Here is a 22,019-nt window from a genome sequence, read left to right on the forward strand (position 1 = left end):
GGTCTGATCAAGATTTACGACCGGATCACTGCCCGGCAATCTGCGCCTTGGTGTAGAAGCCGTCCTGTTCGAGCAAGTCGATGTTGTCCTTGGTCAACGGCGTTGGCGTGAGCAGGATGGTGTCGACCTTTTTGCTGCCGTTGTCGTACTGCGAGGTGTAGGCCGGTTTTTCGTTGCGTGCCAGTTGCACCGAGAGCTTCGCCGCTTCGGACGCAATGAGTTTCAGCGGTTTGTACACGGTCATGGTTTGCGTGCCGGCGATTACGCGTTTGACCGCTGCGAGGTCAGCGTCCTGGCCGGAAATCGGCACCTTGCCGGCCAGCTGCTGCGCGGCCAGTGCCTGGATGGCGCCGCCAGCGGTGGCGTCGTTGGAGGCGACGATGCCGTCGATTTTGTTGTTGTTACGGGTCAGGGCATTTTCGACGATGCTCAGCGCTTCGGTCGGGTTCCATTCCTTGACCCACTGCTGGCCGACGATCTTGATATCGCCCTTGTCGATGGCCGGTTGCAGCACTTTCATCTGGCCTTCACGGAGGATCTTGGCGTTGTTGTCGGTGGGCGCGCCACCCAGCAAGAAGTAATTGCCCTTGGGAGCCGCTTTCAGCACGCCGCCGGCCTGCATCTCGCCGACCTTTTCGTTATCGAAGGAGATATAGGCGTCGACATCGGCGTTGAGAATCAGCCGGTCGTAAGACACCACTTTGATTCCGGCTTTCTTCGCCTCGGCCACGGCGTTGGTCAGCACTGTCGCGTTGAACGGCACGATGACGATCACATCGACGCCGCGAGAGATGAGGTTTTCGATCTGCGAAATCTGCTTCTGCTCGTTGGCGTCGGCCGATTGCACGAAGACTTTGGCGTCCATTTTTTCTGCCGCCGCGACGAAGTAATCGCGATCGCGCGACCAGCGTTCCAGACGCAAATCGTCGATGGAGAAACCGATTTTCGGGTGGGTGGCGTCGGCCATTACCGGCAGGGCCAACAACGCCAGGGCACTGGCCAACAGCGTACGTTTCAAGTTCTTCATGGTGGTGCGTCCTTTTATTTTTGTTGGAAAGACACGGCCTGACGATGAATCGGGCTGGGTAGAACTGTAGAGAATCTGCCGACGCAGCAGGTACAGAATTGTCGTGCAATTGTCACAGCGTCGTTGCGTCGGCAGAGGGTCTCGGCGATCAGCGATAGAGATAGCGGTTGACGATGTTTTCGAGCATTTCCTGACGGCCACTGACGGCTTGCGGGTTCAGTTCGTTGCTGAACGCGTGCTCGGCCAGCGACTCAAGATTGAAGTCGCCCGCCATCACCGCTTGCCCGAACGGCTGACGCCAGCCGGCGTAGCGTTGGTCCTTGAGGGTTTGCAATTGATCGTTCTCAACCATCGCAGCGGCGCGTTCCAGCGACAGGGCCAGAACGTCCATGGCGCCAACATGACCGTGGAACAGGTCGATCTCGTCGAGGCTCTGCCGGCGCACCTTGGAGTCGAAATTGAAGCCGCCATTCTTGAAGCCGCCGGCCTTGAGGATTTCATAGGTCGCCAGGGTCATTTCTTCGACGCTGTTGGGGAATTGGTCGGTGTCCCAGCCGTTCTGCGGATCGCCACGGTTGGCGTCGATGCTGCCGAAAATCCCCAGCGAGGCAGCCGTGGCAATTTCGTGATGAAAGCTGTGGCCGGCCAGGGTCGCGTGGTTGGCCTCGATGTTGACCTTGATTTCCTTTTCCAGGCCGTACTGCTGGAGAAAGCCGAACACCGTGGCGCTGTCATAATCGTATTGGTGCTTGGTCGGCTCCTGCGGCTTGGGTTCGATCAGCAGGTCGCCGGTGAAACCGATCTTGTGCTTGTGCTCGACCACCATGCGCATGAAGCGCCCGAGTTGTTCGCGCTCACGTTTCAGGTCGGTATTGAGCAGGGTTTCGTAGCCTTCGCGACCGCCCCACAGCACGTAGTTGGAGCCCTTGAGGCGATGGGTTGCGTTCATCGCGCTGAACACTTGCGCGGCGGCGCAGGCGAACACTTCCGGATCGGGATTACTCGCGGCACCGGCGGCAAAACGTGGATTGCTGAAGCAGTTGGCGGTGCCCCAGAGCAGCTTGATGCCGCTTTGTTCCTGATGTTGTTCGAGGCGATCGACCATTTGTGCGAAGTGTTCGCGGTACTCCTTCAGCGAATTGCCTTCGGGGGCGACGTCCGTGTCGTGAAAGCAGTAGTAATCGATGCCCAGTTTGCTGAAGAACTCGAATGCGGCTTGAGCCTTGCCGATGGCCAGTTCCATCGGTTCGCCACTGCGTTGCCAGGGGCGTTTGAAGGTGCCGGCACCGAACACATCGGAGCCCGGCCAGACAAAGGTGTGCCAGTAGCAGGCGGCCATGCGCAGGTGTTCGCGCATGGGTTTGCCGAGGATCAGTTTGTCGGCGTCGTAGTGGCGGAAAGCGAGGGGCGAATCACTGTTCGGGCCTTCGTAGCGAACCGGCTCGATATTGGGGAAATACTGCATGGACCTTGTCCTTGTTGTTCTTGGCGGTGTCTCGATACTAGCAACGCCCCCGTGCCCGCTGATTATGAAAAGCCTCAACCGTGAGTGCGATTTTGCGTATTGAGCTTCAGCGCGCGCAGGCCTAGTCTGTGTCCATCGTCGCCGTGACATGGCGCCCGGAACAAAACAATTTGAGGCCGCTTTCGCGAGCAGGCTCGCTCCCACATTTGATTCGTGTCGTTCACAAAACCGTGTGGGAGCGAGCCTGCTCGCGAATGGCTTGACGCAAAATCCGGATACTGAATGAAAAGCCTACCGCCCGTGCACCGCATCGCCCTGTTGTTCAACGGCAGCAAGATCTACGACCGTGGAATCATCAGCGGCATTGGCAACTACCTGAGCAGCACCCGCGCTTCCTGGGACCTGTTTCTGGAAGAGGACTTTCTTTGCCGGTTGAAGGGCATCGAGCGTTGGCAGGGTGACGGCATCATTGCTGACTTCGACGATCCGCTGATCGGCGAGGCGCTGGCCGACATTCATTTGCCGGTGGTGGCGGTCGGCGGTTCTTACGAGGATGCGCGCGCCTATCCGAAAGCGATCCCCTACGTTGCCACTGATAACAACGCACTGATCACTCTGGCTTATTCGCATCTGGTCGAGGCGGGGTTGCAGCGCTTTGCCTGTTTCAGCCTGCCGGAAGCGCAGGCCAATCGCTGGGCGCAGGAGCGGGAAAAAGCTTTTCGCAAACTGATGCAGCGCGACGGCCTGCACGCCGAGATCTATCGCGGCATGGGCACCAGCGCACCGTTGTGGGACAGTGCCGTCGAGCAACTGATCGCCTGGCTGCACAGCCTGCCCAAACCGATCGGCATCATCGCCGTCAGCGACGCCCGCGCCCGGCAGTTGCTGCAAGCCTGCCTGACCGCCGGCATTGCCGTGCCCGAGCAGGTCGCGCTGATCGGCATCGACAACGACCCGCTGACCCGCAGCCTGACCCGCGTGCCCCTGAGTTCGGTGATTCAGGGCACCGAAACCATGGGCCGCACCGCTGCGCAATTGCTGCACCAGATGCTCCACGGCATGCCGTCCACTGGCACGCAAATCCTGATTCCGCCTGATGCGGTCAATGTGCAGGTGTCGAGCCTGCACCAACCGCTGGGCAATCCGTACGTCATGCAAGCGCTGCTGTTCATCCGCCAATATGCCTGCCAGGGCATCAAGACCGCGCAAGTGGCGGCGTATGTCGGCGTGTCGCGCTCATCGCTGGAAGCGCATTTCCGCGCCGAGCGCGGTTGCAGCGTGCATGACGAGATTCTGCGTTTCAAACTGGCGGCGGCTACCAGCGGTTTGAAGAACACCGATGCGGCGATTGCCGATATTGCCCAGGCCTGCGGCTTCAAGTCTGCGCAATATCTGCACACGGTGTTCCGTCGCGAGTTCGGCTGCACGCCCCGCGAGTATCAGCAGGGCGGGGCGTAGCGCTGCGAAGACTTACGCCAGCGCAGCGGCATTGGCTCTGGAACGCCAGGCAAACGTCAGTACCATCAGCAAACCCAGACCGGCCATCGCCGCGCCGGCCAGGGAAATCGCCGGATAACCCAGCCCGGCATTGATCACCGCGCCACCCAGCGCCGCGCCGATCGCGTTGCCGAAATTGAAGGCACCGATGTTCACCGCCGAAGCCAGATTCGGCGCGTCCTTGGCCGCTTCCATCACGCGCATTTGCAGCGGTGGCACCAGGGCGAAACTGGCGATACCCCAGATCAGAATGGCCACGGCGGCCGGCAGCGGCCAGCGCATCAGCACCGTGAGCGCCAGCAACACCACAATCAATGCGCTCAGTGACACGATCAGGGTGCGGTCAATCGAACGGTCGGCAGCCTTGCCACCCCACATGTTGCCCAGCGTCAAACCGATTCCGAACAACACCAGCATGGCGGTGATGAACGCGGCGGAGGCGTGGGTCTCGCTGCTGAGGATCGGCGCGATGTAGGTGAATACGGTGAACATCGCACTTGAGCCGACCACGGTCAGGGCCAGCGCGGCCAACACCGGACCTCTGCCCAATACCCGTATTTCTGCCAGCGCACCCGCGCCTTGCTCTGCTTTCAGATTGGGCAGGGCGAACCACAAGGCGATCATGGTCAGCACACCGAGGCCGGTAATGCCCCAGAACGCCGTGCGCCAGCCAAACAGCTCACCAAACCACGCTGCCAGCGGCACACCGCCAATGGTCGCCAGGGTCAGGCCCATGAACATCGCCGCGACTGCGCCGGCACGTTTTTCCGGCGCGACCACGCTGGCGGCGACCACAGAGCCAACTCCGAAGAATGCGCCGTGATTGAGCGAGGTGATCACCCGGGCGACCATCAGGCTGGAGTAATCGGTGGCAAGCGCCGACATCAGGTTACCCAGGGTGAAAATCGCCATCAGCCCGATCAGCAGATAGCGCCGGGGGATCTTGCCAGTGGTCAGGGTCATCAGCGGCGCTCCGAGCAGCACGCCCAAAGCGTAGGCACTGACCAGCAACCCCGCAGCGGGAATGGAAACGCCGAGATCGGCGGCGATGCCGGGCAACATGCCCATCGGCGCGAACTCGGTGACGCCGATGCCAAAGGCGCCGACAGCGAGTGCAACAAGTGGTGGATTGATACGCATGGAAAGTCTCCTCATCTATGCCGCCAATGCTACGATCCATGGTTTCCAGGCGGTAGATGGCGATTTTGGCAATCACCTTTGCGCAAGAGGCACGAATGGACTTCAACGGCAGGTCAGGGGAAATGAGCGTGTTCGTCACCGTGGCGCAGGAGGGCAGCCTCTCAGCTGCTGCGCGTGCGCTGGGGCTGACGCCTTCGGCGGTCAGTCGGATCATCGCCCGCGCCGAACAGCGACTCGGCACTCGTCTGTTGCTGCGCACCACCCGCGCGCTGACGTTTACCGCCGAGGGCGAAGCCTTTCTGCGCGGTGCCCGGCGGATTCTCGCCGACATGGATGAAGTGGAAGGGGCCATCACCGATCAAGGCGTACCCAAGGGCCGCTTGCGCGTCAGTGCCGCCCTTGGCCATGGACGGCTGACCATTGTGCCGCTGGTCGCAGCCTTCACCGCCCGTTACCCGAACATCGTGGTCGACCTCAGCCTTGGCGACGAAGTCGTTGACATCCTCGCCGGCCAGGCGGACGTCGCCATCCGCTTCGGCCATCTGCCCGACAGCCCGTTGACCGCCCGCCGGCTCGGCCACACCGGCCAGGTGGTCGTGGCATCGCCCGACTATCTGGAACGTCATGGCACGCCTCAGCAACCCGAAGACCTGCTCAAGCACAACTGCCTGCGCTTCAACTTCCGCCGCGCCGAAGCCAACTGGCCGTTTATCCGCGACGGCAAGGAGTTCTCGCTGAAAGTCAGCGGCAACATCGAATGTAGCAGCGGCGAAGCACTGGCCCAGTTCGCCAGACTCGGCGCCGGAATTGCGCGGATTGGCGAGTTCACCGTCAGGGAAGACTTGCAGCGCGGCGCGCTGATCCCGCTGCTGCAAGCGTTTAACCCGGGCGATGAGGAACCGATTCATGCGGTGTTCGTGGGCGGCGCGGCGATGCCGGTGCGGGTGCGCTTGTTTGTGGATTTTTTGCTGGAGCAGCATCGGATGTAGACGTGCTGTGCGGATTCTGCGGGTCGTCCATGACCCGCAGACTGGCGGCTAAATGGTCGGGATGGTGCCGCCGTCGATCACAAATTCACTCCCGGTGATCGACGCTGCTCGCGGCGATGCCAGGAACCCGATCAGCTCAGCCACTTCAACTGGCGTCGACGGGCGGCCGAGCGGGATACCGCCCAGGGCCTGCATGATGATGTCTTTGCCACCTTGATAGTCAGTGCCTGCCTCCTGCGCGAGTCGCTCGGCGAATGCCACCGACGCTTCGGTTTCAACCCAGCCCGGCGATACCCGCACGACGCGAACCCCCTTGGGTGACACTTCTTTCGACAGGCTTTTGCTGTAGGTCGACAGCGCAGCCTTGGCCGCCGCGTACGCCGTCGTTGATTCCGGCAGTGGCAGCCGACTCTGGATGGATGTGACATGGATCACCACGCCATTACGACGCTCGAGCATGTCCGGGAGCAGGGCGCGATCAAGGCGCACCGCCGGCAGCAGATTCAGGTTGAGCTCGCGTTGCCACTGTTCCTCGTCCAGCGCCGCAAAACCACCACCGGGGGCCGACGAGCCACCCAGGACATGGATCACTATGTCGACGCCGCCCAGTTGCTGTTCGACCGCAGCGATGAGTGCGTCACAACCTTCCCGTGTCGAAAGATCAGCCGCAACCAGCAGTGCGCTTGGCATTTCGACGTCCACTTGGCGAGCCGAGGTGATGACCTTTGCGTCCTCGGCCAGAAACCACTCGACCACTGCTTTGCCGATTCCCTTGGTGCCGCCGGTGACGAGGACCCGCTTGCCAGTCAATCCTGAATTCAGCATGGCGAAATCTCCAGCGCGACGAATTGATGGATTGCGTCGGAGATTTTTTTCTCGTCGGTGACCGTGAGATACGTTTGCACGACGTTGGAAAGTTGAAGGTTCATTGCCTGACTCCTGATTGATGGTCCGGAGTCATCTTGCTGCGCTGCAGATAGTTTGTTCAACTGGGACAAATCGTAATGACCCATCCCGGAAAACAGGACAATCCATGGCCCAGGATCGCTTAGCCCTTAATGAACTGGATGCCGTTATAGCGGTGGCACGCAGGGGGTCGTTCCGCCAGGCTGCCATTGATCTCGACGTTTCGACCACCGCGCTGAGCAACACCATTGCGCAACTCGAAGCGCGCCTCGAATCGCGCCTGTTCAACCGCACCACCCGCAGCGTCGCCATCACCGAAGCGGGCAGGGTGTTTCTCGAGCAAGTGGGGCCAGCCTTGCACGACTTGCGCGCCGCACTGGATGCAGTGCGATCGCAGAATGCCGGACCCTCGGGAACGCTGCGCATCAACGCATTCGCCAGCGCTGCTCGTTCGGCGTTGCTGCCACTGGTGATCGAGTTTTTGCAGCAGCATCCGAAAGTCCACATTGACCTTGTGACCGAAGGCCGGCTGGTGGATATCGTGGCTGACGGCTTCGATTTCGGCGTGCGCTCGGCAGGCCTTGTGCCCAACGATGTGATTGTGGTGCCAGTCGGCCCGCCGCAACGGTACGCGGTGGTCGGTTCGCCGGGGTATTTTGCACAACACGGCAAACCGCGCACGCCGTCCGATCTGCCCGGGCATCGATGCATCCGTGTGCGACTGCCGAACGGGGCGATTTTCCCTTGGTATTTCGAGCGCGACGGCGAAGTCATTCGTCTGGATGTGAACGGGCCGCTGACCCTGGATGAATCGAGCGTGGTCAAGGTGGCGGTGCAGGCGGATATGGGGCTGGGCTTTTTCATGGAGCAGGACGTTCGTGACGAAATCCGCAGCGGCGAGTTCGTGCAGGTACTCAAGGACTGGACCCCGCCCCGAGACAGGTTGTGCCTGTACTACCCGAACCGCCGCAATCCCTCTGCGGCCGCCAGGGCATTCATCGAACTTGCTCGCGCCAGGCAGGCTGATCAGGCTTGACCCGGCGCAGGGCTCAGGCGATCAAGCCCAGTGTCAGCCCCTTCAGAGTGGCGGCTGCACGGGTCGAGCATTGCAATTTGCGAAAGATGCTTTCCATGTGCGTGCGTACCGTGCTCGGACTGATAGCCAACAGTTGCGCGACTTGCTTGTTGCTGGCGCCACGGCTGATCTCCAGAAGAATGCGGCACTCACGCGCTGTCAGCAGCGAAGGCTTGGGTTGCCGCAGGCGACGCTCGCCACTGGCGGCGGCAATGACCGCTTCGCAGACATCGTTGTCGAACAGACCACGGCCAGCATCCTGTTTGAGTAGCGTGGCTGCTGCGGCTTCGTCGTGGGCTGTTCGCCATGGCCGGGCTTGCCTCAACGCTACCCAGGCGACCGAGGTGGCGAACAGCCGATGTTCGGCATTCAGTGCATCACCGGCCACGCCGCGAAAATAGCCGCTGCCATCGAGCCGTTCATACGCGTGGGTGGCTATTTCGGCGGGCGCGGCCAGTTCAGGAACCGGTCGGAGCGCCTGTTGCGTCCAGTAAGGCACCAGCCGCACTCGCTCTGCCGCACCGTAGGGCAGCGACCCCGGGCTATTCCATAGGTGATTGGAAACGGCTGCGCGGCCGAGACCGTAAATCAGCGCGGACTTGCCAATGTTTGCCAAAGCCGGCTCACCCAGCCCCCACAGGCGCGCAGCTTCCACGGCAACATGCGCGACCTGACGCGAATGCCCGGCCAGCCATGGCAGCTTCAAGTCAATGACGTCTCCGACCAAAGTCAGCGAGACACGACGCTGCTCAGGCGCGGGTTCAACTTTTGTGCAAAGCGTTTCCAGATCCGCCAGCCAGGCCTTGGCATTGGCCACCAGCAACGACACCAGCGACGCTGGATAGCGCCGATCCGACTGCTCGTTGATCCAGCGCAACGCCGCGTCCAGGCCGTGAGCGCGAGTGAGAATATCCAGATCACCGGCCATGACCACCTGATAGGCCACCTCCGGGATATGTTCATGCGCCACGCCGAGCGGTCGGCCAGTGCCGTCGTAGGTTTCGAACACCCGACACAGGCCCGCTTCGACGGCGGTTCCGAGCTGGAGGGTTTTGGCGATTGCACCGGACACTTCACAGTGCACCACGGCCAGCGGGGTTGCCTGATGCACCGCGTTCATCTGCTCATTGCCCAGGGTCAGATCGAGCATTGCGCGGCGACCATCGACGTCGTCACCCAGCAGGTCGGCAAAGCCTTCGGCGTTGGCCGTGCACCCAGACCAGCGCAGCAAGGCAATCTGCTCTGCAACCTGCAGATGCTCACCGTCGCCGTGGCATGCCTGCGCGAGCATCCGCGCCAAAGCGGCAACGCGCCGGGAGTGACCGAGCGGTTGCCCCATGCTGAGGTCACCGACCTGGGCGATGGTTGCCAGTGCGCCGTCCAGTGAGATGTCCAGTTGCAAGCCACTATCCATGAAAAATGCCCCGGGGTCGGATAATTGACCGATGCCCACATCGCAGGCCGGCCAGCACACTCTGAACTCCCGAACAGGAGCTCATCCAATGAAAACAATCAAATCGAAATTCGCCACCGTCGCCTTTGCCCTGGCCAGTACCTTCATGGCCGGCGCCAGCCACGCGCAGGATACAACGCCTTCGGTGGTGATCGTACACGGCGCCTTCGCCGACGGTTCCGACTGGGCCAAAGTGGTGCCACTGCTGCAAGCCAAAGGCGTGGCCGTTACCGTTGTGCAAAATCCGCTCACCTCGCTGGCCGATGATGTTGCCGCCACGCGCCGCGCGCTGAACAACCAGCAGGGCAAGGTGGTGCTGGTCGGTCACTCCTGGGGCGGCACGGTGATCACCGAAGCCGGCAACGACCAGAAAGTGAGCGCTCTGGTGTACGTCGCCGCCTTCGCGCCAAAGGCCGGGCAAACCAGCGGCGAGCAGGGTAAAGGCGCGCCGACGCCGCCGGGCATCAGTCAGATCAAGGCCGACGGTAACGGCTTCCTCTATCTGACCGCTGAAGGCATGGCCAAGGATTTCGCTCAGGATCTGCCGGCCGCGCAGACCGCCGTCATGACCGCCACACAGGGGCCGATCAAGGCCTCGGCTTTCGAAGATAAAACCACCGTTTCGGCCTGGAAAACCAAGCCGTCCTGGTACCTGCTCGCTACCGAAGACCGGATGATTCATCCCGACGTCCAGCGGTCTGCCGCCAAGCGCATCAGTGCGACCCTCGCCGAGGTGAAGTCCAGCCATGTCCCGCAGCAGTCGCAGCCGGCGCAAGTCGCGGCGGTGATTCTCAAGGCCGTGCACGGCGTTGCTGAGCAGTGATCGCGGCATCGAAGGAGAGTGGGCGTATGAACCCTCGAAGCGCTCACGACTATGATTTCATTGTCTGTGGTGCCGGCACGTCGGGCTGCGTGGTCGCTGCGCGGCTTGCCGATCAGTCAGGCGCACGGGTTCTGCTGATTGAAGCCGGCGAAGGTTACTCAGGCCCCGAGGTGACCGAACCGGCGCAATGGCCGCTGAACCTCGGCTCCGCGCGCGACTGGGCATTCGAGGGGCAATCCGATCCACGCCTCAACGGTCGACGGCTCCCGCTGAGCATGGGCAAGGGGCTCGGTGGAGGTTCGAGCATCAACGTGATGGTCTGGTCGCGCGGCCATCGCGCCGATTGGGAGCATTTTGCTGCCGAGTCTGGCGACCCGGCCTGGGGCTACGCATCGGTTCTCGATTACTACCGCAGGATCGAAAACTGGCAAGGCAGCCCGGACGCCACTCGGCGTGGTTCAGGTGGGCCGGTACATGTCGAACAGCCGGCCACGCCTCAACCCCTTGCGTGGGCAACGCTGGAGGCGGCCAGCGATCTGGGCATCCCCCGATTCGACAGTCCCAATGGCGAGATGATGGAAGGCGCAGGTGGGATCGCTGTCACCGACCTGCGCATCAAACAGGGCAAGCGCGAATCGGTTTACGACGCCTACATCCAGCCACGCTTGCAATGTCCAAATCTGACGGTGCTGACCGGAGCCTTAGTGACCCGCGTGTTGCTGGTCGGCACCCGGGCCGTCGGTGTCGAAGTGTTGATCGCCGGCGAGCGGCGCTGCTTTCATGCCGCAGCTGAAGTCATCCTGTCCATGGGCGCGGTGCAATCACCGAAAGTGCTCATGCAGTCGGGCATCGGCCCGGCGGATGAACTGCGAAAACACGGCATCGCACCGGTCGTTCATCTACCCGGTGTGGGCGAGAATTTGCAGGATCATCTGGCGTTCGCTTGCACGTGGGAGTATCGACAACCCCAGGCCGTCGCTGGCAGCGGATGCGAAACCACCTTGTACTGGAAAAGCGACAGCCGCCTGGAAGCCCCGGACCTGTTGCAGTGCCAGTTGGCATTCGCGGTACCGTCTCCGCCTGAGGTCGCCATCGAGCCGCCGGAGCATGGCTGGACCATGTTCGCCGGGCTTGCCAGACCTGCCAGTCGCGGACGCTTGCGGTTGTCGGGTGCTGGGCCGCTGGATGCACCGATCATTGAGCCGAACTCCCTGAGCGAGCCCGAGGACATGGCCGCAGCCCATGCGTCGATCGAACTGTGCCGCGCACTCGGCAACAGCCAGGCCTTCAATGCGCTGATCAAGCGCGAAGTCGTGCCCGGTCCCAGAGAGCGTCGCGCTATGGAACAGTTCATCCGCAATTCGGCCGTGACCTACTGGCACCTGTCGTGCACGGCAAAAATGGGCCGCGATGCGCTGTCGGTGGTTGACCACCAATTACGCGTGTACGGGATCGACGGGCTGCGCGTTGCAGATGCCTCGATCATGCCGCGCATTACCGTTGGCAACACGATGGCGCCGTGTGTCGTTATTGGTGAGCGGGCGGCGGATATGCTTCTGGCTGCGTATGGGGTGACGATGGCGAACACCATGCCTTGAAGGTAATGGCCGTGCGGGCGGGGCGGCAAATCCCGGCCTGCCGTCCAGGGTGGGACGATGAGTCGAGTCAGTCGATTCAATTCATCGGCACGGCGAACACGGCACTGGCGCGCGCAACCGTTCGCTCACCGACGTGCAGACTGACGCCAGCAAACGCCAATTGGCGGCCCTTTCTGGAGTGCTCAAGACGCACTTCGAGCCACTCGTTGATTTGCACCGCGCCGAGATAATCCAGGGTCATGCTCGCGGTGATCAACGGCTGCGGCGGATCGCTGGAAAAGGCCATGGCGTAACCCATGCCCACGTCCGCCAGTGTCGCCAATACACCGCCATGCAAAGTGCCACGGCCATTGGCGTGGCGGGAGTCGGTCAGTAAACCCAATTCCAAGTGCAGCCCCTGACCCCTGGCGTAGATCGGGCCGAGCAGATCCAGCAACGGACTGCTGCGGGTCAATGGAGTGAAACCTTCGGGAATGGCCGTGGTGTTCATGTTCCCATCCTGATGCAGGCGACTGACCTGTGCGATTGAGCGGGGAGTCGCAGGAGGGGGCAAGCACTATGCGAACGGGGAATTTGCTCCGATAAGTGCGCGGAGCGTGGCACTGAAAATCAGTGCGACGACACAAACGGCGAAGCACTCGTCGGTGCCGGCAGCGCATAGGCCTGTTTCATCCACGCAACTTCCGCCAGCGGTGTGCGGCCGAAGAGGCGTTTGAAGTCGCGGCTGAATTGCGAGGCGCTTTCGTAACCGACCAGAAACGCAGATTTTGCCGCGGTCAGGTCGTTACGTAGCATCAGCAATCGCGCCTGGTGCAGCCGCGTCGACTTCAGATACTGCATCGGCGAGGAATCGGTAACCTTGCGAAAGTGCAGGTGAAAATTCGGCACGCTCATCTGCGCTTCTTCGGCCAGGGCTTCTACGTCTAGATGTTGGTTATAGCAACTGTGGATCTTGTGGATGGCGCGGGTCACTTTGCCGAACTGGCCTTGTTGGGCGATGGCGGCGCGCAGGGTGCCACCTTGTTCGCCGGTGAGGATACGGTAGTAGAGCTCGCGCAGCATCGCCGGGCCGAGGATTTGCGCGTCGGCATCGTTGCTCATCACTTCAAGAAAGCGCAGGGTCGATTGGCGTAGCGGTTCGTCGAGAGGCGAGGCGTACATGCCCATCGGTTGCGCTGTGGGAAATTCCCACCGCTCATCCACTTGCTGAATCAGCTCGCCGGCCAGGGCGAAATCCAGGCGCACGTACACCGCCAGCATCGGCTCCGCTTCGCTGGCGTCGGTTTCCATGGTGAAGGGTACCGGCACCGACACCACCAGATAGTGCTGAGCGTCGTAGACGTAGATTTCATTGCCGAGGTAACCGCGTTTACGCCCCTGACAGAGGATGACGATGCCCGGTTCATACAGCACCGGCGTGCGGGTCAGCGGTCGGTTGGAACGCAGGAAACGTACATCGTCCAGCGGGCTCAGGTTGTAACCTTCCAGCGGGGCGAGCTGGCTCATTAGCTGGACCATGCGCGCTGTGATTGGGTCTTTCGGTTTCGGCATGGGCTGTGGGTTTCCTTGTGAAAAGGCGCGTTTGAACCTGTCTGGCTGATTGGCGGGGTGTCAGACAGAGCCCTCACCCTAGCCCTCTCCCAGAGGGAGAGGGGACTGACCGTGGTGCTTTCTGGTACTACGCCGACCTGTAATATTGTGCCGAACGCGGGGGTTGAATCCACCCGGATCGGCTCCCTCTCCCTCCGGGAGAGGGCTGGGGTGAGGGTGCTTTTGATCTTTCAGCCATCCGTCGAACGACTAAGCGCTGCCCATTGCTCAATACTCTCCGCCGTCTGCTGCAACTTGTCACGCACCAGCGCCAGCGCATCACTGCCCAATAGCAGGTGAGCCGGCGGATCTGGACTGTCGATGATGGTCAGCATGGCCCGTGCAGCTTTCAGCGGATCGCCCAGCTGCTGGCCGCTTTTCTCCTCCCGGGCCTTGCGCACCGGATCGAAGCTTGCGTCGTAGTCACTGATGCTACGCGGCGTGCGTTGCATCGAGCGGCCTGCCCAGTCGGTGCGAAATGACCCCGGCGCCACAGCGGTGACAAAAATATTGAAGGGCGCAAGCTCCTTGCTCAAGGTGTCGGAGATGCCCTCAAGCGCAAACTTGCTGCCGCAGTAATACGCGATCCCGGGCATGGTGATATGGCCCCCCATCGACGTGATATTAAGAACATGCCCCGCGCGGCGCTGGCGAAAATACGGGACGAACGCCTTGGCCACCGCCACCGCGCCGAACACGTTGACGTCGAACTGGCGGCGCATTTCCTGCAGCGACGACTCTTCAAAAATCCCCTCGTGGCCATAACCTGCGTTGTTGACCAGCACGTCCACCGGGCCGTGGCGATCCTCCACTGCCGCAACCACCCCATCGATGGCATCGAAATCGGTAACGTCCAGCACCACCCCATGAGCGCGTTCGGGCGACAGCGCTTCGAAGGCTGCCAGCGCTGATTCGCTGCGCACTGTGCCGATGATCTTATGGCCCTGGGCAAGTGCTTCCTTGGCCAGCGCTTGGCCAAAGCCGCTGCTGACACCGGTGATGAAAAGGGTCTTCATGGATCTGTACTCCAGCAGGCAATTGGAGAGGCCATGCTAGGGCGGATAACGCTGGCGGACGATGCCGAATCGGATCGGAGTATTGCCTGTTCCTATCAGTAGGGTTTTCGATCAGGTCTTGCCTCAAAAAACGGAAAAGCCCTGCAGGTTTCAAACCTGCAGGACTTTTCTTGTCTCAGCATCATGCGCTTAAGCTGCGCGACGACCTGGGGTCCGGTCTGATCCATCAGCGGCGAGCGCCTCGCCCAGTGGGGTGCGGTCTGAGCCGTCGGCAGCGATGGCCTGACCCTGCGGCGTACGTTCCGAGCCATCGGCAGCAACAGTCTGCTGTGGTTCGTTGACCTGGGTGAAGAAACGATCTTCCTGATTGCTCGGTACGGCGAATGCGCTGGCGCTGAGGGCGAAAGTGGCGACGGCGATCAGTTGGCTTACAGTTTTCATGGCGGTGACTCCGGTCAAGTTGAGATTGAGGTCCGGGTCGTTCAGATCCGTATCTGGTTAACCCGTTGCAGTGGTGTGTTCTGCATGGGTTCAGATTAGGGGGCAGGGCGGTGTCGGCGTTAGGCGGATACTGTTGGCGACTTGCCTGATTCTGCTCGCTGAAGATGATTTACAGGCTAGCGACCTTATGGCTTCACGGCGCCGCGAGCAATCAGGTTCCGCCAGTGAGATAGCTTTGCACTTGCTTGACTACATCCCGGGCGGTGCGGGTTACGCCGATCAATGTGGCAGAAGCGAGCCCCGTCCAGTCGCCATAACCCACCAGCCACAGTTCGGGCATCGCAACGCTTCGGCTTTCGTCCACAATCACTTTGCCATCCCGGCCTACAACGCCCAGGCTGTTCAGGTGGTCGAGCGCCGGAGCAAAACCCGTGCACCAGATGACAGCGTCCACCTTTGTCTCGATGCCCGATGACCACACAACCCCCGTCGAAGTAAAACGCGTGAACGGCCGTACTGCGTTCAGTACACCGCGTTCGCGAGCTTCCTTCACCGGCGGCACCATGACGATGTCGCCCAGCCCTCCAACGGGCTGTTGAGGCTCCACGCCATCCTGCTGCGCCTTCAGTCGAGCAGTAGCGCGTTCGAACAGGACTCGTCCATCCACCTCATCAGGTAAGAACGTTGGGGCCTGTTGCGTGACCCAGGTTGCCTGAGCCACTTTGGAGACCTCGGCGTAAATCTGGGCGCCGGAGTTGCCGCCACCGACGACAAGGACGTTTTTACCCGCAAACCCGTTCGGCCCGACGTAATGAGCGGAATGAAGCTGCCTGCCTGCAAACAACGCCTGGCCGGGATAGTCCGGTACGAACGGGCGGCTCCAGGTGCCTGTTGCACTGATAACCGCTTTGGCGTCCCAGTAATTGTCCTTTGAGATAACGCGCAACCCGCCTTCGATCTTCTCGACACCGGTCACCCGCGTGGAACGGATGATGGGGAAGTCATACCGGCGCTCGTACTGAGTCAGGTATTCGACAACATCGTCCCGCCCGGGCGTCCCCTCGGTTATGGCCGGCATCGGCCAGCCTGCAATCGAGCTCCATGCCGACGGCGAGAAGAGTCGCAGCGAATCCCAGCCATGCCGCCAGGCGCCTCCCGGTCCCGGCTCGGCATCGAGCAGCACGTAAGACAAGCCTGTGCGCTTCAAAAAATAGGCGACTGTCAGCGCGGATTGACCACCACCAATGACCACAACATCAAGTGTCGAATTCTGACTCACCAGCATCCTCCCGGCGCAAAGGCCTCAACGTGTGAAAGATCGTGGTGCGCTCATACCGTTTCCGCACACAGGTATCAAATTGAACGCTGGTTGACTCGTCTGGACAGCTCTTCGGCGGATTCCTTGCGCTCGGAATAACGGTCGACCAGGTAATCCTGACGATCGCGCAAGAGCAGCGTGAACTTCATCAATTCTTCCATCACGTCCACCAAGCGGTCGTAGTACGAAGAAGGCTTCATGCGACCCGCTTCATCGAACTCGGTGAACGCCTTGGCCACGGAAGACTGGTTCGGGATGGTGAACATCCGCATCCAGCGGCCAAGTACCCGCAACTGATTGACCACGTTGAAGGACTGCGAGCCGCCGCAGACCTGCATCACAGCGAGGGTTTTGCCTTGCGTAGGTCGTACAGCGCCCAGCGCCAGCGGAACCCAGTCGATCTGCGCTTTGAACACGGCACTCATGGAGCCGTGACGCTCAGGAGAGCACCACACCTGACCCTCTGACCATTGCATCAGCTCGCGCAACTCCGCGACTTTGGGATGTGTGTCGGGGGCGTCATCAGGCAGCGGCAGACCCGCAGGGTCAAAAATCCTGGTTTCGGCGCCAAACTCATTCAGCAGGCGTGCCGCTTCTTGCGTGACCAGACGACTGAACGAGCGCTCTCGCGTCGATCCGTATAGCAGCAAAATGCGAGGTTTGTGGGGCGAAGGATTACGCGGAGACAGCTGCTCCAGCGTAGGAATGTCGATCAGGTCGGCGTGTACGTTTGGCAATGTCTCTTGCATATGAACTCCTGCGGCGGCACCTGGAGGGGGGGCGCCTCGGTTGATCTTCAAAGCGAACCGATGCGGTTCAGTTCAGCTTGCAGTTGGTCAGGGCTCATGGTCTTGAGCGGCAGTGCGAGAAACGCACTCACGCGTTCCTGGATTTTGGCCAGTGTGGTTGCAAACGCTGCGGTGATCTCGGCTTCCGACCCGCTAGCCTCAGACGGGTCGGCCAGCCCCCAATGCGCCTTCAGGGCTGGGCCGAAAAAGATCGGGCATGCTTCTCCCGCAGCCCGATCACAGACTGTGATCACGATGTCCGGAGGCGAGCCCTCAAAAGCATCCGAAGCCTTGCTGCTCAAGCCCACTGTGGAAATACCCGCCGCCTCCAGCGTTTGCAGTGCCCGTTGATTCACCCGGCCACTGGGAAAGCTGCCTGAGCTGACAGCGTCTACGCCCTCGGGCGCCAAATGGTTGAAAAGCGCCTCGGACAGAATGCTGCGGCAGCTGTTGTGGGTGCACATGAACAAGATTTTCATCAGACGATTCCTTCATTCAGAAACTGAGGCGCAGTGCCAGGGTGGTTGATCCGGTGGGCATGAATCAGCTGCACATGGCCTGATTGATCGGTCGGTCGCTCATGCAGCACAGGCGCTTGGCCTCGGTTTCCAGCCATGGCTGATTGGCGTCTGCCACTGCCTTCAAAACTGCTGCCACCCACGCGGGCACATCAGGATTCAGCCGGTAGTACACCCATTGACCCTGGCGACGATCCAGCAGCAAACCGGCGGAGCGCAGCAGCGCCAAGTGGCGAGAAATCTTCGGCTGACTGAGGTCGAGTGCTGCCGTCAGCTCGCATACACACAACTCGCCTTCGCGCACGACAAGCAGGGAAATTTTGGCCCGGGTGTCATCGGCCAGACACTTGAACAAAGTGGTGGGGGTCATGGGTTCTGTCATACATCCTCCAGAAGCTTGTGTCTTGACCAAAACGATGAGCTTGACGCTCAGGCTGAAAAGGCGAGGGAATGATTGCTGATCAGTGAATATGGATGGCCGAATATACGTATTCTCATATATCTGGTAAAGCGAATATAACAGGGGTTGAACCGTCGAGACTGATAGCGACGGACCGCGCGGATAGTGCCCGCGATTTGTCTGATTCCAACTGATTGAAAATAGCCATTGACTTAGAGCACGCTCAAACCTTTACGGTGATGACATGAATCCAGAACTGACAATTTCACAGTTGGCCAAGCGCCTTGATTTGAGCGCTCACACGATCCGCTATTACGAGCGCATCGGGCTGTTCGACCCGGTTGGGCGCGGTGGCAATGGCCACCGGGTGTACGCCGAGAAGGATGTGCTGTGGGCCGAGTTTCTGCTCCGGTTGAAGGCGACCGGAATGCCGATCCAGCAAATGCTGCGGTATGCCGAACTGCGCCGATCAGGCGACTCGACCCTGGCAGAACGCCGCGAGCTTCTCGAGCAGCATCGCCGGGACGTGCAAGCGCAGATCAGCCAGTTGAGCCAGTCCCTGGAGGTTCTGGATAACAAGATTCAGATCTATCACCAACTCGAGCAAAAGGAGCATCACCATGATCCGTAAACTTCCCGGTTTCAACCGCTTGCTGTCCGCCACATTGATTGGCGCAAGCGTGACCAGTGTGGCAGCGCCCGTGGACATGACTGATCGTCGAGCGCGCGGAGAAGCCGCTCTGACGCAGATTACTGGCGGACCTGGTCAGGCAGTGGTTGATTCATTGAAGGATACTGCTCCAGAGCTTGCGGACTGGATTCTGAGTTTTGCCTACGGCGATGTCTTCGCCCGCCCCGGGCTCGATCACTGCACTCGTGAGCTGGCAACCGTTGCGGCACTGACCGCACTGGGCAATGCACAGCCACAACTGAAAGTGCATATCGGCGGCGCCCTGAACGTCGGGTGCACACCGGAGGCGGTGGTCGATGTGATCTTGCAAATGACCGTATACGCAGGATTTCCCAGCGCCTTGAACGGTATAACGGCTGCGCGTGAAGTCTTTGCTGCTCGCGGGATCAGTGTTAAATCCTAGGTGCGCACGCTGCAGAAACTGCGGGATAAAGCCAGATTCAACCTACCACCCACCCCCCATGCAACTGCACAAACCGCACCTGCAGCCATTCGATAAACACCTGCACCTGCGCCGGCAAATGCGTGCGGCTCGGGTACAAAAGCGTCACTGGCCGAGGCAGCGGGCGCAGCGGTTGCAGAATTTCCACCAGAGCACCGTTAGCCAGATGCTCTGCCACCGCGATACCCGGTGCCTGAATAATGCCGAAGCCCGACACGCCACACTGCACGTAGGCGTTCGACTCGGTGACGGTAATACCTTGGCGGCTGACGTAGGATTTCTGTTTGCCCTCAACTGAAAACTGCCAGGGCAAGGTGCGGTTGTTCTGGCCCGAGAGAAAGTTCACGCCTTGATGGTTCGCCAGATCTCCAAGCGTTTCCGGTGTGCCGTGCTCGCGCAGGTATTCGGGCGCGGCGCAGGTGACCATGGTCGCCAAGGCGATAGGGCGGGCGATCAGGGTTGAGTCGGGCAGCTCGCCGATGCGCAGCGCGCAGTCGATGCCTTCGCCGACCAGATCAACCGCACGATCGGTGACGCCCAGCACCATATCGATGCCGGGGTAGGTGTCGGTGAATTCGCGCAGGCTTTTGATGAATTCCAGCTGCGCGAACGCCGTGGGAATGTCGATGCGCAGGCGGCCGGACAGCGTGGCTCCGGTGCGATCGAACATTGTGGTGGCGGCGGTGATCTCGGCCAGAATTTCCTGGACCCGCTGATAGAAAAGTTCACCCTCGGCGGTGAGTGCGACTTTCCTCGTAGTGCGCTGGAAGAGGCGCACGCCCAGCGATGTTTCCAGTTCCTGAATATAGCGAGTGACCTGCGGCCGGCCGATGTCCAGCGACTCAGCGGCTTTGGTGAAACTGCCCAGCTCCGCCAGTCGGGCGAACAGGCGCATCGATTGCAGTAATTCCATGACTTTTCCGGTGAGCTTCAGTATCTGGATTTGTTGCCTGAGAATAGAACAATCATGTCTGTTTCCAAGCATTTATTGCGCTGATGTAAAAGCCAATCATGGCCCCAAGGCAAGCCCGCTGAGGGTTTGCGGCCAATAATGCATTTGGAGACACATCATGAAAGCGTGGTTACTGAAAGATTTCGGGCTCGACAATCTGCAACTGGGCGAGACGCAAACCCCGCAGCCCAAGGCTGGCGAGCTGCTGGTCAAGGTCGGCGCGGTGTCGCTGAATTTTCGCGACAAGGCCATCGTTGACGGCATCTATGAGCCGCACATGGTGCCAAAACCGTTGATTCCGGTCAGCGATGCCGTCGGCACGGTGGTTGCGATCGGCGACGGCGTGACACGCTTCAAGGTCGGCGACCGAGTCAATTCGCATCTGTACTCGCGCTGGCTTGACGGAGAGCCGGGGCCGAACGAGCCGGATTATTGCTTCGGTTCGCCGCTGCCCGGTGGCCTCGCCGAGTACATGATCATTCATCAGGACAGCGCCGTCGGCGCGCCGGCCAACATGAGCGATGAAGAGGCGGCGACGCTGCCAATCGCCGCACTCACCGCGTGGTACGCACTGGTGGATTTCGGCGCTATTCAACCGGGCCAGACCGTGTTGGTACAGGGCACCGGCGGCGTATCGATTTTCGCCGTGCAGATCGCCACCGCGCTGGGCGCCAAAGTCATCGCAACCTCAAGCAGCGATGACAATCTGCACGCGGTAAAACGTCTGGGCGCGATCGCCGGTATCAACTACCGCAGCACGCCGAACTGGGCGGACGAGGTGCTGAAACTCACCGAGGGCAAGGGTGTGGACCTGCTGCTTGATGTGGCGGGAGGCAATGGCATCAATCAGTCGGTAGCAGCGACCAAGGCTTCGGGGCGGATAGCGCAGATCGGCTTTCTGACAGGGCAGACTGTCGAGCTGAACCTGATGCCGCTGATCTTCCGCCAGACCACCATTCGCGGCATCGCGGTGGCACCGCGTTCATCGTTCGACCGGATGAACGTGTTCCTCGCCGAGCACGATATTCGGCCGGTGATCGACCATGTGTATCCATTCGAAAAGGCGCGCGATGCCTATGAGCATCTGGCGAAGGGGGCGTTTGGCAAGGTTGTGATCAAGGTAGGCTGACAACGAAAAAGGCGCCGATCAAGGCGCCTTTTTTGCTGGTCTGGTTTTTTACGGCTCGCCTCGCTCAACCATCGCGCGCCATTGCTGCACACTCGGACGTTGCTGCATGCGCGCGTGCCATTCGCGCAGTGCCGTGCAGTCTTCCGGGACTTCCAGCTCAACCAGCGCCGAGAAGATCATCCCGCCCAACACGGCGATGTCCGCCATGGAAAAACTGGTGCCGGCCACGAACGGCTGCTGACGCAGCAAGTTGTCGAAATAGCGCATGCCGCGCACAGCCTTGTCCCGCATGCGCATGCCCCATTCAGCGTTCTGGTACAGCTCCACTTTCGGGCCGAGTCCCGGGGTTGCATGGTGGAAATACACGCTGACGGCATCGAGAAATTCGATCTCGGCACGTTTGGTCAGCATGTGTATTCGTCCTTGCTCAATCGGTGTGCGGCCGGTGAGGACAGGGTTGCCATCGAGAACGTCCAGGTATTGCGTGATGGCCGTGCATTCGGCGAGCAGCGTGCCGTCTTCCAGCTCCAGCACTGGCAGCGTTCCGGAGTAGTTCAAGCGCAAGAACTCGGGGTTCTTGTGTTCGCCTTTCCACAGATTTACCGAGACGAATTCGGTGCGGGCCAATAGCGATTTTTCCGCCAGGGCGATGCGCACGCGCGCCGGGTAGGGGCCGTTGTACCAGTCGTAGATTTTCAATGCGGAAATGGAGTGAGCGTCGTTTTGAGTCGAGTTAGCGGTCATTTCAGTTGCCCTGCCTG

General features: G+C 60.8%; 23 protein-coding genes. 8 read left to right on the forward strand and 15 right to left on the reverse strand.

Annotated elements, in window-relative coordinates; translation table 11 throughout:
- Positions 1 to 25 precede the first annotated feature (25 nt).
- Both xylF and xylA read right to left on the reverse strand, forming a co-directional pair.
- On the reverse strand, positions 26 to 1,027 hold the full coding sequence (xylF, locus tag NF676_RS11520; protein ID WP_016774327.1) for a D-xylose ABC transporter substrate-binding protein: 1,002 nt from the start codon (positions 1,025 to 1,027) through the stop codon (positions 26 to 28).
- 148 nt (positions 1,028 to 1,175) lie between these two features.
- On the reverse strand, positions 1,176 to 2,492 hold the full coding sequence (xylA, locus tag NF676_RS11525; protein ID WP_130888049.1) for a xylose isomerase: 1,317 nt from the start codon (positions 2,490 to 2,492) through the stop codon (positions 1,176 to 1,178).
- A gap of 282 nt (positions 2,493 to 2,774) precedes the next feature.
- On the opposite strand from xylA, the gene NF676_RS11530 reads away from it, so the two are divergent.
- A complete protein-coding gene (locus tag NF676_RS11530; RefSeq protein WP_016774329.1) occupies positions 2,775 to 3,950 on the forward strand; it encodes a XylR family transcriptional regulator in 1,176 nt (391 codons plus the stop codon).
- 12 nt (positions 3,951 to 3,962) lie between these two features.
- On the opposite strand, the gene NF676_RS11535 is transcribed toward NF676_RS11530, so the two are convergent.
- Positions 3,963 to 5,129, reverse strand: a complete 1,167-nt coding sequence (locus NF676_RS11535; protein WP_252887732.1) for an MFS transporter — start codon at positions 5,127 to 5,129, stop codon at positions 3,963 to 3,965.
- Between the two features lie 95 nt (positions 5,130 to 5,224).
- Here NF676_RS11535 and NF676_RS11540 point away from each other — a divergent pair, with 95 nt between their 5' ends.
- The gene (locus tag NF676_RS11540) at positions 5,225 to 6,118 is read left to right on the forward strand and encodes a LysR family transcriptional regulator (RefSeq protein ID WP_150635633.1); all 894 of its coding nucleotides are present in this window, start codon (positions 5,225 to 5,227) and stop codon (positions 6,116 to 6,118) included.
- Positions 6,119 to 6,166: 48 nt separating this feature from the next.
- On the opposite strand, the gene NF676_RS11545 is transcribed toward NF676_RS11540, so the two are convergent.
- The gene (locus NF676_RS11545; RefSeq protein ID WP_252887733.1) at positions 6,167 to 6,943 is read right to left on the reverse strand and encodes an SDR family oxidoreductase; all 777 of its coding nucleotides are present in this window, start codon (positions 6,941 to 6,943) and stop codon (positions 6,167 to 6,169) included.
- A gap of 208 nt (positions 6,944 to 7,151) precedes the next feature.
- Between NF676_RS11545 and NF676_RS11550 the strand changes: the two genes are divergently transcribed.
- Complete coding sequence (locus tag NF676_RS11550) at positions 7,152 to 8,060, forward strand: LysR family transcriptional regulator (RefSeq protein ID WP_252879921.1); 909 nt, start codon at positions 7,152 to 7,154, stop codon at positions 8,058 to 8,060.
- A 13-nt stretch (positions 8,061 to 8,073) separates the two neighbouring features.
- Here NF676_RS11550 and NF676_RS11555 read toward each other — a convergent pair whose 3' ends face one another.
- Positions 8,074 to 9,513: an HD domain-containing phosphohydrolase gene (locus NF676_RS11555; RefSeq protein ID WP_252887734.1), complete on the reverse strand. Its 1,440-nt coding sequence runs from the start codon at positions 9,511 to 9,513 to the stop codon at positions 8,074 to 8,076.
- A gap of 88 nt (positions 9,514 to 9,601) precedes the next feature.
- Here NF676_RS11555 and NF676_RS11560 point away from each other — a divergent pair, with 88 nt between their 5' ends.
- Both NF676_RS11560 and NF676_RS11565 read left to right on the forward strand, forming a co-directional pair.
- Complete coding sequence (locus NF676_RS11560) at positions 9,602 to 10,375, forward strand: alpha/beta fold hydrolase (protein WP_252887735.1); 774 nt, start codon at positions 9,602 to 9,604, stop codon at positions 10,373 to 10,375.
- Positions 10,376 to 10,401: 26 nt separating this feature from the next.
- Positions 10,402 to 11,973, forward strand: a complete 1,572-nt coding sequence (locus tag NF676_RS11565; RefSeq protein WP_252887736.1) for a GMC family oxidoreductase — start codon at positions 10,402 to 10,404, stop codon at positions 11,971 to 11,973.
- A gap of 76 nt (positions 11,974 to 12,049) precedes the next feature.
- On the opposite strand, the gene NF676_RS11570 is transcribed toward NF676_RS11565, so the two are convergent.
- The 8 genes from NF676_RS11570 to NF676_RS11605 all read right to left on the reverse strand — a co-directional run bounded on the left by NF676_RS11570 (position 12,050) and on the right by NF676_RS11605 (position 18,026).
- Complete coding sequence (locus NF676_RS11570) at positions 12,050 to 12,463, reverse strand: PaaI family thioesterase (protein WP_041480531.1); 414 nt, start codon at positions 12,461 to 12,463, stop codon at positions 12,050 to 12,052.
- A 119-nt stretch (positions 12,464 to 12,582) separates the two neighbouring features.
- Complete coding sequence (locus NF676_RS11575) at positions 12,583 to 13,524, reverse strand: AraC family transcriptional regulator (RefSeq protein ID WP_252887737.1); 942 nt, start codon at positions 13,522 to 13,524, stop codon at positions 12,583 to 12,585.
- A 230-nt stretch (positions 13,525 to 13,754) separates the two neighbouring features.
- Positions 13,755 to 14,579 carry an oxidoreductase gene (locus NF676_RS11580; RefSeq protein WP_150635626.1) on the reverse strand — a complete coding sequence of 275 codons (825 nt, stop codon included), beginning with the start codon at positions 14,577 to 14,579 and terminating at the stop codon, positions 13,755 to 13,757.
- A gap of 189 nt (positions 14,580 to 14,768) precedes the next feature.
- Entirely contained in the window at positions 14,769 to 15,020 is a 252-nt protein-coding gene (locus tag NF676_RS11585) for a hypothetical protein (protein ID WP_252887738.1), read from the reverse strand.
- A gap of 211 nt (positions 15,021 to 15,231) precedes the next feature.
- Positions 15,232 to 16,305 carry an ArsO family NAD(P)H-dependent flavin-containing monooxygenase gene (locus NF676_RS11590; RefSeq protein ID WP_252887739.1) on the reverse strand — a complete coding sequence of 358 codons (1,074 nt, stop codon included), beginning with the start codon at positions 16,303 to 16,305 and terminating at the stop codon, positions 15,232 to 15,234.
- A 68-nt stretch (positions 16,306 to 16,373) separates the two neighbouring features.
- Complete coding sequence (arsH, locus tag NF676_RS11595) at positions 16,374 to 17,087, reverse strand: arsenical resistance protein ArsH (protein WP_252877926.1); 714 nt, start codon at positions 17,085 to 17,087, stop codon at positions 16,374 to 16,376.
- Positions 17,088 to 17,134: 47 nt separating this feature from the next.
- Positions 17,135 to 17,605, reverse strand: coding sequence for an arsenate reductase ArsC (locus NF676_RS11600; RefSeq protein WP_095179654.1), 471 nt, complete (start codon positions 17,603 to 17,605; stop codon positions 17,135 to 17,137).
- A 64-nt stretch (positions 17,606 to 17,669) separates the two neighbouring features.
- A complete protein-coding gene (locus NF676_RS11605; RefSeq protein ID WP_150742657.1) occupies positions 17,670 to 18,026 on the reverse strand; it encodes a metalloregulator ArsR/SmtB family transcription factor in 357 nt (118 codons plus the stop codon).
- A gap of 262 nt (positions 18,027 to 18,288) precedes the next feature.
- On the opposite strand from NF676_RS11605, the gene NF676_RS11610 reads away from it, so the two are divergent.
- Both NF676_RS11610 and NF676_RS11615 read left to right on the forward strand, forming a co-directional pair.
- Complete coding sequence (locus NF676_RS11610) at positions 18,289 to 18,675, forward strand: MerR family transcriptional regulator (RefSeq protein ID WP_056784936.1); 387 nt, start codon at positions 18,289 to 18,291, stop codon at positions 18,673 to 18,675.
- A gap of 70 nt (positions 18,676 to 18,745) precedes the next feature.
- A complete protein-coding gene (locus NF676_RS11615; protein WP_370593534.1) occupies positions 18,746 to 19,138 on the forward strand; it encodes a carboxymuconolactone decarboxylase family protein in 393 nt (130 codons plus the stop codon).
- Positions 19,139 to 19,175: 37 nt separating this feature from the next.
- On the opposite strand, the gene NF676_RS11620 is transcribed toward NF676_RS11615, so the two are convergent.
- On the reverse strand, positions 19,176 to 20,090 hold the full coding sequence (locus tag NF676_RS11620) for a LysR family transcriptional regulator (protein ID WP_056784938.1): 915 nt from the start codon (positions 20,088 to 20,090) through the stop codon (positions 19,176 to 19,178).
- A 157-nt stretch (positions 20,091 to 20,247) separates the two neighbouring features.
- Between NF676_RS11620 and NF676_RS11625 the strand changes: the two genes are divergently transcribed.
- Complete coding sequence (locus NF676_RS11625; RefSeq protein ID WP_252887740.1) at positions 20,248 to 21,258, forward strand: zinc-dependent alcohol dehydrogenase family protein; 1,011 nt, start codon at positions 20,248 to 20,250, stop codon at positions 21,256 to 21,258.
- A gap of 48 nt (positions 21,259 to 21,306) precedes the next feature.
- Here NF676_RS11625 and NF676_RS11630 read toward each other — a convergent pair whose 3' ends face one another.
- A complete protein-coding gene (locus NF676_RS11630; RefSeq protein WP_252887741.1) occupies positions 21,307 to 22,002 on the reverse strand; it encodes a glutathione S-transferase in 696 nt (231 codons plus the stop codon).
- Positions 22,003 to 22,019: the final 17 nt, after the last annotated feature.

This window comes from Pseudomonas siliginis (genome assembly GCF_024072275.1).
Lineage (GTDB): Bacteria > Pseudomonadota > Gammaproteobacteria > Pseudomonadales > Pseudomonadaceae > Aquipseudomonas > Aquipseudomonas siliginis.

What these genes read in the sequence shown, in the direction of transcription:
- xylF (WP_016774327.1), bottom strand. Translation starts at nt 1,027, where the DNA reads ATGAAGAACTTGAAACGTACGCTGTTGGCCAGTGCCCTGGCGTTGTTG.
- xylA (WP_130888049.1), bottom strand. Translation starts at nt 2,492, where the DNA reads ATGCAGTATTTCCCCAATATCGAGCCGGTTCGCTACGAAGGCCCGAAC.
- NF676_RS11530 (WP_016774329.1), top strand. Translation starts at nt 2,775, where the DNA reads ATGAAAAGCCTACCGCCCGTGCACCGCATCGCCCTGTTGTTCAACGGC.
- NF676_RS11535 (WP_252887732.1), bottom strand. Translation starts at nt 5,129, where the DNA reads ATGCGTATCAATCCACCACTTGTTGCACTCGCTGTCGGCGCCTTTGGC.
- NF676_RS11540 (WP_150635633.1), top strand. Translation starts at nt 5,225, where the DNA reads ATGGACTTCAACGGCAGGTCAGGGGAAATGAGCGTGTTCGTCACCGTG.
- NF676_RS11545 (WP_252887733.1), bottom strand. Translation starts at nt 6,943, where the DNA reads ATGCTGAATTCAGGATTGACTGGCAAGCGGGTCCTCGTCACCGGCGGC.
- NF676_RS11550 (WP_252879921.1), top strand. Translation starts at nt 7,152, where the DNA reads ATGGCCCAGGATCGCTTAGCCCTTAATGAACTGGATGCCGTTATAGCG.
- NF676_RS11555 (WP_252887734.1), bottom strand. Translation starts at nt 9,513, where the DNA reads ATGGATAGTGGCTTGCAACTGGACATCTCACTGGACGGCGCACTGGCA.
- NF676_RS11560 (WP_252887735.1), top strand. Translation starts at nt 9,602, where the DNA reads ATGAAAACAATCAAATCGAAATTCGCCACCGTCGCCTTTGCCCTGGCC.
- NF676_RS11565 (WP_252887736.1), top strand. Translation starts at nt 10,402, where the DNA reads ATGAACCCTCGAAGCGCTCACGACTATGATTTCATTGTCTGTGGTGCC.
- NF676_RS11570 (WP_041480531.1), bottom strand. Translation starts at nt 12,463, where the DNA reads ATGAACACCACGGCCATTCCCGAAGGTTTCACTCCATTGACCCGCAGC.
- NF676_RS11575 (WP_252887737.1), bottom strand. Translation starts at nt 13,524, where the DNA reads ATGCCGAAACCGAAAGACCCAATCACAGCGCGCATGGTCCAGCTAATG.
- NF676_RS11580 (WP_150635626.1), bottom strand. Translation starts at nt 14,579, where the DNA reads ATGAAGACCCTTTTCATCACCGGTGTCAGCAGCGGCTTTGGCCAAGCG.
- NF676_RS11585 (WP_252887738.1), bottom strand. Translation starts at nt 15,020, where the DNA reads ATGAAAACTGTAAGCCAACTGATCGCCGTCGCCACTTTCGCCCTCAGC.
- NF676_RS11590 (WP_252887739.1), bottom strand. Translation starts at nt 16,305, where the DNA reads ATGCTGGTGAGTCAGAATTCGACACTTGATGTTGTGGTCATTGGTGGT.
- arsH (WP_252877926.1), bottom strand. Translation starts at nt 17,087, where the DNA reads ATGCAAGAGACATTGCCAAACGTACACGCCGACCTGATCGACATTCCT.
- NF676_RS11600 (WP_095179654.1), bottom strand. Translation starts at nt 17,605, where the DNA reads ATGAAAATCTTGTTCATGTGCACCCACAACAGCTGCCGCAGCATTCTG.
- NF676_RS11605 (WP_150742657.1), bottom strand. Translation starts at nt 18,026, where the DNA reads ATGACAGAACCCATGACCCCCACCACTTTGTTCAAGTGTCTGGCCGAT.
- NF676_RS11610 (WP_056784936.1), top strand. Translation starts at nt 18,289, where the DNA reads ATGAATCCAGAACTGACAATTTCACAGTTGGCCAAGCGCCTTGATTTG.
- NF676_RS11620 (WP_056784938.1), bottom strand. Translation starts at nt 20,090, where the DNA reads ATGGAATTACTGCAATCGATGCGCCTGTTCGCCCGACTGGCGGAGCTG.
- NF676_RS11625 (WP_252887740.1), top strand. Translation starts at nt 20,248, where the DNA reads ATGAAAGCGTGGTTACTGAAAGATTTCGGGCTCGACAATCTGCAACTG.
- NF676_RS11630 (WP_252887741.1), bottom strand. Translation starts at nt 22,002, where the DNA reads ATGACCGCTAACTCGACTCAAAACGACGCTCACTCCATTTCCGCATTG.